The sequence below is a fragment of the Allobosea sp. P4_H5 genome (assembly GCF_056400825.1).
The window spans coordinates 118,859-132,200 of the sequence record NZ_JBFUKM010000001.1 but is presented as its reverse complement, the minus strand read 5'-3'; the positions used below and the strand labels follow the sequence as shown (position 1 = coordinate 132,200).

The 13,342-nt window shown below is 66.3% G+C and carries 13 protein-coding genes; 9 read left to right on the top strand and 4 right to left on the bottom strand.

Going from position 1 to position 13,342, the window contains the following annotated elements:
- The first annotated feature begins 2 nt into the window (after positions 1-2).
- Together AC1DS0_RS00645 and AC1DS0_RS00640 are read left to right on the top strand one after the other, a co-directional pair.
- Complete coding sequence (locus AC1DS0_RS00645; protein WP_476812481.1) at positions 3-1,328, top strand: LLM class flavin-dependent oxidoreductase; 1,326 nt, start codon at positions 3-5, stop codon at positions 1,326-1,328.
- A gap of 375 nt (positions 1,329-1,703) precedes the next feature.
- Entirely contained in the window at positions 1,704-2,195 is a 492-nt protein-coding gene (locus AC1DS0_RS00640) for a GAF domain-containing protein (protein ID WP_476812480.1), read from the top strand.
- A 4-nt stretch (positions 2,196-2,199) separates the two neighbouring features.
- Here the strand turns inward: AC1DS0_RS00640 and AC1DS0_RS00635 are convergent, their stop codons facing one another.
- Together AC1DS0_RS00635 and AC1DS0_RS00630 are read right to left on the bottom strand one after the other, a co-directional pair.
- Positions 2,200-3,246, bottom strand: coding sequence for an aldo/keto reductase (locus AC1DS0_RS00635; protein WP_476812479.1), 1,047 nt, complete (start codon positions 3,244-3,246; stop codon positions 2,200-2,202).
- 139 nt (positions 3,247-3,385) lie between these two features.
- Complete coding sequence (locus tag AC1DS0_RS00630) at positions 3,386-4,156, bottom strand: DeoR/GlpR family DNA-binding transcription regulator (RefSeq protein ID WP_152014405.1); 771 nt, start codon at positions 4,154-4,156, stop codon at positions 3,386-3,388.
- Between the two features lie 277 nt (positions 4,157-4,433).
- Here AC1DS0_RS00630 and AC1DS0_RS00625 point away from each other — a divergent pair, with 277 nt between their 5' ends.
- The 5 genes from AC1DS0_RS00625 to AC1DS0_RS00605 all read left to right on the top strand — a co-directional run bounded on the left by AC1DS0_RS00625 (position 4,434) and on the right by AC1DS0_RS00605 (position 10,273).
- Positions 4,434-5,348: a PfkB family carbohydrate kinase gene (locus AC1DS0_RS00625; protein WP_476812478.1), complete on the top strand. Its 915-nt coding sequence runs from the start codon at positions 4,434-4,436 to the stop codon at positions 5,346-5,348.
- A 190-nt stretch (positions 5,349-5,538) separates the two neighbouring features.
- Positions 5,539-6,945, top strand: a complete 1,407-nt coding sequence (locus AC1DS0_RS00620; protein ID WP_476812477.1) for a class II fructose-bisphosphate aldolase — start codon at positions 5,539-5,541, stop codon at positions 6,943-6,945.
- Positions 6,946-7,030: 85 nt separating this feature from the next.
- Positions 7,031-8,311, top strand: coding sequence for an ABC transporter substrate-binding protein (locus AC1DS0_RS00615; protein WP_476812476.1), 1,281 nt, complete (start codon positions 7,031-7,033; stop codon positions 8,309-8,311).
- A 178-nt stretch (positions 8,312-8,489) separates the two neighbouring features.
- Complete coding sequence (locus tag AC1DS0_RS00610; RefSeq protein ID WP_476812475.1) at positions 8,490-9,383, top strand: carbohydrate ABC transporter permease; 894 nt, start codon at positions 8,490-8,492, stop codon at positions 9,381-9,383.
- On the top strand, positions 9,380-10,273 hold the full coding sequence (locus AC1DS0_RS00605; protein WP_476812474.1) for a carbohydrate ABC transporter permease: 894 nt from the start codon (positions 9,380-9,382) through the stop codon (positions 10,271-10,273). The genes AC1DS0_RS00610 and AC1DS0_RS00605 overlap by 4 nt, the downstream gene beginning before the upstream one ends.
- Positions 10,274-10,282: 9 nt before the next feature.
- On the opposite strand, the gene AC1DS0_RS00600 is transcribed toward AC1DS0_RS00605, so the two are convergent.
- Positions 10,283-10,762, bottom strand: coding sequence for an Lrp/AsnC family transcriptional regulator (locus AC1DS0_RS00600; RefSeq protein WP_476812473.1), 480 nt, complete (start codon positions 10,760-10,762; stop codon positions 10,283-10,285).
- Positions 10,763-10,879: 117 nt separating this feature from the next.
- On the opposite strand from AC1DS0_RS00600, the gene AC1DS0_RS00595 reads away from it, so the two are divergent.
- Both AC1DS0_RS00595 and AC1DS0_RS00590 read left to right on the top strand, forming a co-directional pair.
- Entirely contained in the window at positions 10,880-12,073 is a 1,194-nt protein-coding gene (locus AC1DS0_RS00595) for a diaminopropionate ammonia-lyase (protein WP_476813067.1), read from the top strand.
- Entirely contained in the window at positions 12,073-12,702 is a 630-nt protein-coding gene (locus AC1DS0_RS00590) for a glutathione S-transferase family protein (RefSeq protein WP_476812472.1), read from the top strand. The genes AC1DS0_RS00595 and AC1DS0_RS00590 overlap by 1 nt, the downstream gene beginning before the upstream one ends.
- A 3-nt stretch (positions 12,703-12,705) precedes the next feature.
- Here the strand turns inward: AC1DS0_RS00590 and AC1DS0_RS00585 are convergent, their stop codons facing one another.
- A complete protein-coding gene (locus AC1DS0_RS00585; protein WP_476812471.1) occupies positions 12,706-13,335 on the bottom strand; it encodes an FMN-binding negative transcriptional regulator in 630 nt (209 codons plus the stop codon).
- Between the last annotated feature and the right edge of the window lie 7 nt (positions 13,336-13,342).

Here is a 13,342-nt window from a genome sequence, read left to right as displayed (position 1 = left end):
CCATGACGACCGCGCGCCAGCTTCATTTGGGGGCCTTCATGCGCCCCGTCAGCATCCATACCGGCGCCTGGCGCTATCCCGGCGCCTATCCCGATGCGAACTTCAATGTCGGGCACCTCAAGCGCTTCGCCAGGAAGCTCGAGGCCGGCAAGTTCGACGCCTTCTTCATGGCCGACCATCTCGCCGTGCTGAACATGCCGGTCGAGGCCCTGAAGCGTAGTCACACGGTGACCTCGTTCGAGCCGTTCACCCTGCTCTCGGCGCTGGCCGGCGCGACCGAGCGCATCGGCCTCGTCGCCACCGCCTCGACCACCTTCGACGCGCCCTATCACATCGCCCGGCGCTTCGCCTCGCTCGACCACATCAGCGGCGGCCGCGCCGGCTGGAACATCGTCACCACTTCCAACCCGGACGCTGCGCTGAACTTCGGCCTCGACGCCCAGGTCGACCATGGCGAGCGCTATGACCGGGCGCGCGAGTTCTACGACGTCGTCACCGGGCTCTGGGATTCCTTCGCCGACGACGCCTTCATCCGCGATCGCGACAGCGGGCTCTATTTCGACCCGGATAAAATGCGACGCATCGATCACAAGGGCGAGCATCTCTCGGTCCGAGGTCCGCTCAACATCGCTAGGCCGCCGCAAGGCTGGCCGGTGATCGTCCAGGCCGGCGCCTCCGAGCCCGGCCGCCAGCTCGCGGCCGAGACGGCAGAGGTCGTGTTCGCGGCGCATGGTACGCTCGCGGCCGGCCAGGCCTTCTACGCCGATGTGAAGGGTCGGATGGAGGCGATCGGCCGCAATCCCGACCATCTCAAGATCCTGCCGGGCGTGCTGACCGTCGTCGGCGACAGCGTCGACGAAGCCCGCGAGAAACGGGCGCTGCTCGATTCCTTCGTGCACTATGACAGCGCCATCGCCTCGCTCTCGATCGCGCTGGGCCATGACGCGACCGGCTTCGATCCGGATGGGCCACTCCCCGAGATCCCGGACACCAACCACAGCAAGAGTGGCCGCGAGCGGACGATCGCGCTCGCCCGCCGCGAGAACCTGACCGTCCGCCAGCTCGCCCAGCGCCTCGGCGGCTATGGCGGCCTCGCCTTCGTCGGCACACCCAAGACGATCGCCGACGAGATGGAGCAATGGCTCACCGAGCGCGGCAGCGACGGCTTCAACGTGATGTTCCCCTACCTGCCGGAGGGGCTCGACGACTTCGTCGACAAGGTCGTGCCGGAACTGCAGCGACGCGGCCTGTTCCGCCGGGAGTATCAGGGGTCGACGCTGCGCGACCATCTCGGCCTGCCGCGGCCGGCCAACCGGCATTTCGCCTGAATATTCCCCGGCGGGCCGCCGCCGGGGACAATTCCGCCTGCTGTCATCAAATCTTTGAACAGCCGTTTCATTGACCCCGCAGCGGTGATTGCGAATGATTTGAAGATCGAACCGCAGCGATGCGGGCCGGTCGCGGGATTTGCTGGAGCAGCTTGCACCGCGTCACCAAAGCTAAAAGCGCCACGAGACTTTCGTGGGCTCCCAGTCTGGAGACGCATGATGGTCTACGTGCTCTATTTCGCCACACGGCAATTGCGGCGGCTCTCCGCCTTCCTGCTCTGGACGCGCAGCTGCCCCCCGCCCTCCGACCGGCCATAACCCTCGCAAAATCCGCCCAGGCGGCGCATATCCAGCCTCGACTTTACGGAGGCGACGATGTTCCAGGCGGCGACGATCTCAGCCAGCGACAAGCCCGGCTTCTACAGAGAGCTCATGCAGCAGCTCGAAGGCCTGCTGCATGGCGAGCGCGACGCGATCGCCAACGCCGCCAACCTCTCGGCGCTGCTTTACGATGCGATGCCGGCTCTCAATTGGGCCGGGTTCTACCTGATGCGCGGCGGCGAACTGGTGCTCGGCCCGTTCCAGGGCAAGCCGGCTTGTGTGCGCATCCCGGTGGGACGCGGCGTCTGCGGCGCGGCAGGCGCCCGGCGCGAGTCGATGCTGGTCGAGGACGTGCACGCCTTCCCCGGTCATATCGCCTGCGACGCCGCCTCGCGCTCGGAGTTGGTCGTGCCGCTGATCCGTGACGGCGAGGTCATCGGCGTGATCGATCTCGACAGCCCGGAGCCCGGCCGTTTCGACGCCGACGACCAGGCCGGCATCGAAGCGATCGCCAGCCTCTATCTCGAAGCCAGCGACCGCTTCTGAGAGCTCAGCCCACCCGGCGCGGATCAGGCTTGCTGCGATTGGCGCCCTGGCGCTCCAGCATCCAGCCCGGATATTCCTTCGGCAGAGCGCTGACGGCGTCGAGCTTCACCAGCTCTTCGGCTGTAAACGAGATCTCGCTCGCGGCAATGTTCTCCGCGAGCTGCTCGGGCCGCTTGGCGCCGACGATCACGCTGGTCACGGCCGGCTGGTGCAGCAGCCAGGCGAGCGCCACTTGCGCGACGCTGGCCTTGTGTGCCTCGGCGATCGGACGCATCGCGTCGATCACGTCATAGCCGCGCTCGCGCTCGACCGGCGGGAAGTCGAAGCTGGCGCGCCTGCCCTCGCCGCCCTGCTCGTTGCGGCGATCGTATTTGCCGGAGAGCAGGCCGCCGGCGAGCGGACTCCAGACCATCAGCCCAACCTTCTCGGAGAGCAGCATCGGCGCGATCTCGCGCTCGAGGTCGCGGCCGGCGATGGTGTAATAGGCCTGCAGCGAGGCGATGCGGGCAAGATGCCGGCGCTCCGAGATGCCGAGCGCCTTGGCGACCTGCCAGGCCGCCCAGTTCGAGACGCCGACATAGCGAACCAACCCCTGCCGGACGAGCGCATCCAGCGCTTCCAGCGTCTCCTCCATCGGCGTGACGCTGTCAAAGGCATGGATCTGGTAGAGGTCGACATGGTCGAGCTGGAGCCGCTTCAGGCTGGCCTTGGCCTGTTCGAGGATGTGGTAGCGGCTGGCGCCTGAGCCGTTCCGCCCCTGCCCCATCCGGCCGAAGACCTTGGTCGCGACGACGACCTCGTCGCGGGCGATGCCGAGATTGCGCAGGGCCTGGCCGGTGATCTGCTCGGAATTGCCCTCGGCGTAGACATTGGCGGTGTCGATGAAGTTGATGCCGGCATCGAGCGCGGTCTTCACCAGCGCATCGGCCTCCTGCTGGTCGAGCCGGCCGATATTGCCCCAGATGCCGGTGTCACCGCCCCCGAAGGTCATGGTGCCCAGACACAATTCGGAGACGAGCAGGCCGGTCTGGCCAAGCGTTTGATAGCGCATGACGTGTCTCTTTCGACGATAGGATTTTTTTGACTGACGCGGCCGCGGCGGGATCGCCCATATGGCGCGGGGCGGCCTTCACACAGGATAGGAGCCCACCCCCGCGGCGCGCAACGCGCCGGTGCTCACCGTTGCGTGATCAGCCGGCTACGATCAATTCGCAGCGGGTGTCGCGGATCATTTGTGCAGTCGCAGGAGCCGGCTGTCGGTCCGTGACCAGCGTCGAGATCTCGCTGAGATGCGCCAGGCGCGACATCGCCACCCGGCTGAACTTGGTGTGGTCGGCGAGCAGGACCGAACGGCGCGCGTTGCGCAGCATGGTGCGCCCGACCACGGCCTCGTCGTCGCGATATTCGAGCAGGTTCCCCGCCGCGTCGATGCCGCCGATGCTCGTCATGTGCAGGTCGCAACGATAGTTCTCGATGAAGGCGGCGGCGTGCATGCCGCCGCAGGCGCGGTTCGGTCCGAGCCAGTGCCCGCCGGTGATCAGGATCGAGATCTCCGGGCACTTGTCGAGAATCGCAGCGGCAGCCGTGCTGTTGGTGACGACACGCAGGCCGCGCGGGCGGCGTTCGGCGATCGCCTTGGCGAGCGCATCCATCGTCGTGCCCGGCGTCATGAACAGCGAGGTGCCCGGCGTCACCAGCTCGGCGGCGGCCTGTGCCATCGCGGCCTTCTCGCCCGCCGTCTCGACGACACGAAGGCCGTAGTCGGTGTTCGCCGTCGAGAGATTGGCGCTCGCTCCGCCATGATGGCGTCGCAGCAGGCCGCGGTCGGCGAGATCCTGCAGATCGCGCCGCACCGTCTGCGGCGTGACGTTGAAGGCGGAAACGATCTCTTCGATCGCGACATAGCCGCGCTTGCCGAGGATATCGAGAATGTCGGCGTGACGTTTGCTCAGCGGTTCCATTGCAGGCCTGCTTCAGAGCCGAACCCGGATGGGTTGTATCAACCTATCGATGAAACCGTCTCTACGACCAGTCGCACTCTTCACGCAATGCGCGTTTGCGAAAATGGTGTTGCGAAAGTGAAAGCGTAGGGCATCATCTCCTTCGCCGCGCAATCGGATCCTGCCGGCACGACAGAGAACGAGATCCGGCGGGACGGAATATGCTGACCACGCGGCCAGGAAGCCGGCGGATACGCCTCGTTGAATCGATCGCCTTTCCCGGCAAGGGATGCTGGGCATGAGCCGCCGCCTGATCGTCTGTGTCGGCAATCTCGTCCAGGACGAGGTCTTCGAGGTCGAGGCCCTGCCCTCGGCCGGCATCAAGACCGGCGTGCTCGGCTATACCGAGCGCTTCGGCGGGCCGGCCGCGACGGCCGCCGTAGCGATCTGCCATCTCGGCGGCGAAGCGGCCTATTGGGGCCGGGTCGGCGCCGATGCTGCCGGCGAGACGGGCCTGCGGCTGCTGCGCGGCCACGGCGTCGACTGCAGCGGCGTCGCCATCCTGCCAGAGGGGCGCACGCTGCGGGCGATCGTCCTGGTCGACCGGCGCGGCGAGCGCAGCATCGTCTCGAACCGGCGCAGCCTGTCGCAGGATACGAGCGTGCTGCCGCAGGAGGGGCTGGACCAGGCTGGCGCGGTGCTGGCCGATACGCGCTGGCCGGGCGGCGCGGGAATCGTCCTGGATCGCGCCCATCAAGCCGGCATCCCGAGCGTGCTCGATGTCGACGGCGGCACGCCGGAGGATAATCGCCGCCTGATCGCCAAGGCCGATCACATCGTCTTCTCAGCCGAGGGCCTGCGCGATTTCGCCGGGGACGGCCCGGCCGAAGAGCTGCTGCGACGCTGCGCCAACAGTTCCGGCAAGGTCTTCGCCGTGACGCGCGGCAGCGCCGGCAGCCTCTGGCTGATCGATGGCGAACTCGTCAGCGTTCCGGCTTTCAAGGTCGCGGCGAAGGACACGACGGGCTGCGGTGACGTCTTCCACGGCGCCTATGCGCTCGGGCTGTGCGAGGGGCAAAGACCGGTCGAAGCAGCGCGCCTGGCGGCGGCCGTCGCGGCCCTCAAGGCCGAGCGCGCCAATGGCTGGGACGGCATGCCCGATCGTGCTGCCGTCCAGGCCTTGCTGGCAACCGGCGAGACATATCCGAACTGAGGGGCGGAGCGATTGCGCATTGCAACATGACTTATGCTGCAATGCGCGAAAACGATAATATGACTTGCGATAACGAAAACACCATGCATTGATTGCGAACGTGATGAGGCGGGCTTCCAGCCCGCCCTGCCGGAAGCCCGGAAGCCCGCCGACGCTCTCCGTTTCGAAGCCGTTTTCGAAGGTATGACCCATGGCATGCGCCTCGCTCGCTGAGCTGACCGACGACCTCAAGACGATCGGCGTCGACCTCGCCGGTTCCTCGCCCGACTTCAGCAAAAGCAAGCGGCCGCCGGATGCGATGATCGACCGCTGGGCCGAGACGGCGGCGCTGGCCGAGCCGGAGACGCGCGCGGTGGCGATCTGGGCGATCCGCGAGGCTGCCCATGCCGCCGGCATCGTGCCCGCCTCGATCCAGGAACTCTACCTTGCCTGCGCCGCCGGCAAATGGTCGGGCAAGACCGTGCCGGCGATGAACCTGCGCGGCTGGAGCTACCACACCTGCCGCTCCGTCTTCCGCGCCGGCAAGGAACTCGATTCCAAGCTCTTCATCTTCGAGCAGGCGGTCGGCGAAGCGCTCTACGCCCAGCAGCCGCCGCTCGAATACGCCGCGGCGGTGCTCGCCGCGGCGCTGCGTGAGGGCCACACCGGCCCGGTCTTCCTCCAGGCCGACCACGACCAGATCAACGCCAAAGCCTATCTCGCCGACCCGAAGGCAGAGGTCCGCAAGCTTGAAAACATCATGCGCGAGCAGGTAGCGGCCGGCATGTACAGCATCGACATCGACGCCTCGACGGTGGTCGACCTGTCGCTGGCGACGGTCGAGGACCAGCAGCGCGTCAATGCCGAGCTGACAGCGCATTTCACCGAGTTCGTCCGTGGCATCGAGCCCAGGGGCGTCTCGATCTCGCTCGGCGCCGAGATCGGCGAGGTCGGCCATGAGAACACCACGCCGGAAGAGCTGCGCGCCTTCATGAAGGTCTATCTCGAGGAAATGGCCAAGCGCAGCGCCAAGCTGCCGATCGTCAGCAAGATCTCGATCAATTCCGGCACCTATCACGGCGGCAAGGTGCTGCCGGACGGCACGCTCGCGCAGGTCAACGTCGACTACGAGCTGCTGAAGACGATCTCGACGATCTGCCGCAAGGACTACAACATGGCGGGCGCGGTCCAGCACGGCGCCTCGACCCTGCCGGGCACGCAGCTCGCCAAGCTCCCCAAGGCGGAGGCGGTCGAGGTCCATCTCGCGCTCGGCTTCAACAACCTGATCTTCGACCACCCTGCCCTGCCGCAAGCACTGAGGGACCAGATCCGGGACTACACCTTCGCCAATCACCTCTCGGAGAAGGGGGCGGGTGAGACCGACGCGCAGTTCTTCTACAACACCCGCAAGAAGTCCTGGAAGGTGATGAAGAAGCCGTTCTGGGAGATGCCGAAGGAGGCAGAGACCGCGATCATGGCCTCGCTGCAGGAGATGTTCCGCAACATGTTCAGTTGGATGAATGTGGGCGGGACGAGCAAGCTGGTCGACGACAACACCACGCTGGTCAAGGTCGCCCCGCCGGTGCCCGAGGCCCTGCGCAAGGCGCGCGCAGCCTAAAAGCTACCTCGCGACTACGGCGCGCCCGCAACGACGGATGCGCCGCTCAAGCCCAAAAACGACAATCAACCGGGAGGAAACGCATATGGATCAGCATCGCAGGTCTTCCTTGCTGACGCTCGCGGCAATGGCGCTCGCCTCGGCGATCAGCCTGCCGACGCTCGCTCTCGCCCAGCAGAAGGAGGTTCGCTGGGGTCAGTGGAAGGGCACCGAGGTCGGCGAGAAGTTCATGGGCGAGCTCAAGGCCGCCTTCGAGAAGGACCATCCCGACATCAAGCTGACGCCGGTCGACTCGCCGTTCACCGGCTTCCATGACCGTGCCATCGTGCTGCACCAGGCCAAGAAGCTGCCGGACGTGCTGCTAGTCCAGGTCGACTGGGTCGCCGAATTCGCCGATCTCGGCATGATCGAGCCGATCGATGCGCGCATCGCCAAGGAGCCGGCGGCGTTCTTCTCGAACATCCCGGAGACCTTCCATGCGAAGTGGAAGGGCAAGCAGTACTATCTGCCGATCGAGAGCGGCGCGGTCGCGCTGTTCTGGAACACCGACCGGTTCAAGGAAGCCGGACTTTCCGGCCCGCCCAAGACCTGGGACGAGTTCGCCGAGTACGCGCGCAAACTGACCAATCCGGACAAGCGCCAGTTCGCGATCACCGGCACGCTCCAGGCCGAGCCGCCGACCAACATGACCTACGACATCTACCCGCTGCTGCTGCAGGGCGGCGCAACGCTCATGGATCCGGCGACCAACAAGGCCGTGTTCAACAGCCCGGAGGGCGTCGCCGCGATCGAGTGGTACATCGACCGGGTGAACAAGGACAAAGTCTCGGTGCCGGGCGTGCTGAGCAATGGCGAGAAGGAAAAGCGCGCCAACTTCGCCTCGGGCAATGTCGCGATGATGTTCGAGGGGCCGTGGGGCGTCGCCATCCAGAAGCAGCTCAACCCGAACCTCAACTACGACATCGCCCCGCTGCCGAAGGGCAAGAGCACCGGCACCATGGTGCGCGGCTCGCTCAACACCATCAGCAGCCAGGCGCAGGACAAGGACGCCGCCTGGACCTTCATGAAGTGGCTCTCGGGCCCGAAGGGCATCGAGATGTGGGCGAAGGGTTCGGGCGGTTTCCCGGCCCGCACCGACGTCGCCAACCAGGACTGGTTCAAGGAGCGCAAGCTCTTCCAGGCCTTCGTGACGCAAATGGCGCAGCCGAACGCACAGTCGCCGTTCCTGTCGATGCCCAACGCCGTGCAGATGAACAAGGTGATGAGCACCGAGATCCAGAATGCAGTGCAGGGCAAGAAGACCGCAAAGCAGGCGCTGGATGACGCCGCGGCCGAGTGGAACAAGGTCCTCTCCGCGGCCAAGTGACGCCAAGACACTCGTCGTCCCGGGCGACCGAAGGGAGGCCCGGGACCCATGCCTGAGCCTTCATCTATGGGGCTCCGGCATGGATCCCGGATCGGCGCGGCTACGCCGCTTGTCCGGGATGACTCGGATCATTCTGAGAGGTGGCGATGTGCTGCCGCCCCGCAACGATCGGCGAGTCATGCTGCTTACGCTCAAACGCAAATATCGCGAGGAACTGCTGGCCGCGTCCTTCCTGTGGCCGTCCCTGCTCATCCTCGTCGCGCTCCTGATTTACCCGCTGATAGACGTGGTCCGCCTGAGCTTCCACGACAGCAACCTCCAGCGCGAGGTCTGGGTCGGCTTCGGCAACTATATCGCGCTCGCCAATGACCCGCTGTTCTGGCGCGCCTTCTGGCAGACCGTCGTCTTCACCGTCTTCAGCGTCCTGCTGCATCTGGTGATCGGGCTCGGCCTGGCGCTGCTGCTCAACATGAATCTCGACCCGGCCTTCCGCACCGTCGCACGCGGCCTCCTGATCGTGCCCTGGCTTCTGGCGCCGACCGTCGCAGGCATGATCTGGGTGCTGATGCTGCAGCCCTTCGGCGTGCTCAACGGCTTGCTCGCCTCGCTCGGCATCATCGACACCAACTTCACCATCTCCTGGCTCGGTGATCCCTCGACGGCGCTGGGATCGGTGACGGCGATGAATGTCTGGCGTGCCTTCCCCTTCTTCATGGTGATGCTGCTCGCCGGCCTGCAGGCGATCCCCAAGCAGCTTTATGAGGCCGCCGAGATCGACGGCGCCTCGCTGTTCCGGCAGTTCTGGCACATCACTTTGCCGCAGCTGCGCGGCGTCATCACCACGATCGTGCTGCTCGACTCGATCTGGACCTTCCGCGCCTTCGACCCGGTCTATGTGATGACCGGCGGCGGGCCGGCCCATTCTTCCGAGGTGCTGGCGACGGCGATCTACTTCGACGGCTTCCAGAAGCTGAAGTTCGGCTACGCGTCGGCCGAGGCCGTGGTCATGTTCATCGTGCTCTTCATCGTGAGCGCCATCTATGTCCGCCGAACCATGAGCAATCAGCAATGACCGTCGCCCAGTACGGCGCTGTAGCGCACACACGGCCCTATCTCGGCAAGATCGGCATTCGCGGGCGTGAGCGACTGATCAACGCCGCCTCCTATCTCCTACTGCTGATCGCGATCGCGATCGTGTTCTTCCCGCTCGCCTGGATGCTGACGGTCTCGGTCAGGCCGAACATCGAGGTGATGCGGATGCCACCGACATGGCTGCCGCAGGTGTTCACGCTGGAGGGCTACCGCAAGATCTTCGCGAGCCCGCGCTATCTCCTCGTCTTCGCCAACACGATGGTGGTCTCGCTGGTGGTGACCGCCCTCTCGCTGATCCTCGGCGCGATGGCGGCCTATGCGCTGGCGCGCTTCAAGTTCGCCGGCCAGCGGGCGGTGCTGATGTTCCTGATCACCACGCAGATGTTCCCGCTCGTGCTGCTCTGCATCCCCTATTTCCGGATCTTCATCACGCTCGGGCTCTACGACACCCGAACCTCGCTGATCGTGGTCTACCTGACCTTCACCCTGCCCTTCTGCATCCTGATGCTGCGCAGCTACTTCATCAATATCCCGCGCGACATCGAGGAGGCGGCGATGGTCGATGGCTGCTCGCGGCTCGGCGCGATCTTCAGGACGCTGGTGCCGATGTCCTACCCCGCCTTCATCGGCGCCGGGCTCTACACCTTCCTGCTTGCGTGGAACGAGTTCCTGTTCGCGGTGGTGCTGATTGAATCCTGGGAGAACCGGGTGCTGACCATGGCGATCTACAGCCTGATGGCCGAGTTCGTCACCGACTGGAACACGATGATGGCCTTCTCGGTTCTGGCGAGCCTGCCCCTGGTGATAGCCTTCATCTTCCTGCAGAAGTTCATGGTCCAGGGCATGACCGCGGGCGCGCTGACGTCGTAAGGCGGCGCCTCATCCCACCGGCACGCTAAGCCCCGTCTTGACCCGGTCCATCGCAACGAAGGTCCGGAACTTGCGGATGTTGGCGTCGGCGAAGAAGAGCCGGCGGGTCAGCGCCTCATAGGCCGTCATGCTCGGCACCAGCACGACCAGCATGAAATCGACCTCACCGGTGACGTAGTAGCATTGCTGCACCTCCGGCGCGGCGAGGAAGGCGCGCTTGGCGGCATCGATGTCCTTCGCCGTCTCGCTGACCAATTCGACCTCGACGAAGAGCGTGATCGGATGACCGAGCGCCGCCGGCTCGACGACCGCGACATTAGCGGTGATGACGCCGTCCTTCTCCATCCGGCGGATGCGACGCTGCACGGCCGGCGCCGACAGGTTGACCTTCTCGCCGATCACACGCTGCGGCGTCGTGTTGTCCTGCTGCAGGATGGCGAGGATCGCCCGGTCGAAGGCATCGAGGGCGGAAGCGGACGTTTCACTCAAGCGCAGCTCCAGGGGCAATGATCGTGAAACAAACTTGCAAGGCCGATGGGTGATTGCAGCGCCTTTTTCGCGAAGCTTGCAATATCTCTTCACCTGGACATCTCAATGAGGCAAGCCGTGCTCCTGCTCAACCAGCTCCCGGACTTCCGCCAGCCGCTCCACCCGGTCGATGCGCTGACACTCGGCCCCACCGGTGCCGACGCGATCGAGCGGCATCTCGCAGGCAGAGCCGAACATGTGCCGACACCGCTCTGCGCCCTGCCCAGCCTTGCCGCCGCGCTCGGCATCGGCGCGTTGCATCTCAAGGACGAAGGCCAGCGGCTCGGCCTCGGCAGCTTCAAGGCTCTGGGCGGCGCCTATGCCGTGACGCGCCTGGTGCTGGAAGCGGCGAGCGAACGGCTCGGGCGGACGCTTGGTGAGGCGGATCTGACCTCGCCCGAAGTCCGTGCGGTCGCGGCCGGGATGACCTTCGCCTGCGCTACCGACGGCAACCATGGCCGCTCGGTCGCGCAGGGTGCGCAGCTTGTCGGGGCTCGCTCAGTGATCTTCATGCATGGCGGCGTCAGCAAGCCGCGGGCTGCGGCGATCGCCCGCTTCGGTGCCGAGATCGTGCGCGTCCCCGGTACCTATGACGATTCCATCGTCGAGGCCGCGCGCGTCGCCAATAAACAGGGCTGGACGACCGTCTCCGACACCTCCTGGGACGGCTATGAGCGCATCCCCGGCCTCGTCATGCAGGGCTATACCGCGATCATCCGTGAGGCCTTGCGACAATTGCCGGAGGCGCCGACGCATGTCTTCGTCCAGGCCGGGGTCGGCGGCATCGCCGCGGCGATCGCGGCGCAGCTGTCGTTGGTGCTCGGCGACAGCAGGCCGATCTTCACCGTGGTCGATCCCGCCCGCGCCGCCTGTGTATTCGAGAGCGCCCGCGCCGGGCAGCCGACCAAGATCGCCCATGGCGCGCCGACGGTAATGGCGATGCTGGAATGCTACGACCCCTCGCCGCTCGCCTGGCGCGTGCTGTCGCGCACGGCCGATGCCTTCATGACGGTCGAGGACGAGGTCGCGGTCGAAGCGATGAACCGGCTGGCACGCCCGGCCGGCAGCGATCCGGCGATCGTCGCTGGCGAGAGCGGCGCGGCCGGCTTCGCCGGGCTGCTCGCGGCGCTACGCGATCCGCAAGCGCGCGCCGCGCTGAAGCTCGACGCGTCCTCCCGCGTCTTCGCTGTCGTCACCGAGGGCGCGACCGATCCGGAGCGCTACGCCGAGCTGGTCGGGCTGACCCCGGCCGAAGTCGCCGGGACGGCGTGATGTCCGACAAGCTCACCCTGCTCTACCAGAGCCACTCGCCCTATGCCCGCAAGGTCCTGGTCTGCGCGCATGAGCTCGGGTTGGTCGAGCGCCTCGATGTGGTCCACCACGAGACCAGCCCGACCAATCGCAACGATGCCGTCTTCGCCCGGAACCCGCTCGGCAAGGTGCCGGTGCTGCTGACGCCCGATGCCGGCGCCCTCTTCGATTCCGTGGTGATCTGCGATTATCTCGACCGGCTCGCCGGTGAGGGTTCGCTGATCCCGCGCGAGGCACCGGCGCGCTACGAAGCTCTACGCCTGCAGGCGCTGGCGCAAGGCCTGTGCGATGCCGGCATCGCGGTGCGCTGGGAGACTGAGCGCCGGCCGGAAGCGCTACGCTATCCGCCGCTCGCCGAGGGGCAAACGACCAAGCTGCTCGAGGCCTATGACTATCTCGAAGCGCAGGCCGATCTCGACGGGCCGGTGACTGTCGGCCAGATCGGGCTCGCGACGGCCCTCGCCTGGCTGAGCTTCCGGCGTCTGCCCGATTTCCGCGCGCGAGCACGAAGGCTCGCCGGCTGGTATGACCGCTTCAATCAGCGCCCGTCGATGCGCGCCACGCCCTATGAGGGCGAGACGCAGGACTGATCATCAGCCCGCGGTCGGCACCATCGCGGCGACGACCAGATCGCTGGGACGCTCGCTCGCGGACAGCCCCTCGGCAACGCCGACACGATCGGCCAGCGGGCGGTTCTGGCTCATCTTGCGCTTGCCTTCGAGCCGGGTGATTGGGATGCGCAAGCCGACGATGCCGCGAAGCTGCGCCTGCACGAAGGCGGGCGGCGCATCATCGACCGCCCAGGGCTGCGCCCGCGTGCCCTCATGCAGATTTGTCAGGCGCGTGACCGCTTCGAGCAGGCGCTCGGGATCGTCGAAGAATTCGGCCTGCCCATAGGCGTGCACCGCCTGGTAGTTCCAGGTCGGGACGACCTTGCCGGTCTCGCGCTTGGTCTCGTACCAGGACGGCGTGACATAGGCGTCGGGCCCGTTGAACAGGACCATGGCCTCGCCGATCGCCGCCTTCTGCCATTGCGGATTGGCGCGGGCGAGATGGCCGTGAAGCACGCCGAACTCGCCCTCCTCCTCCGCCAGGATCAGCGGCAGCGGCGTGGCGAGCAGCCCCTCGGCCGTCGCCGTGACGAGGGTAGCGAGCCGGCAGGCGCGCATCATCGCGTGGATCTCGGCGCGGTCGTCGATGCGGAAGGCCGGCGGCGTGTACATCGTATGG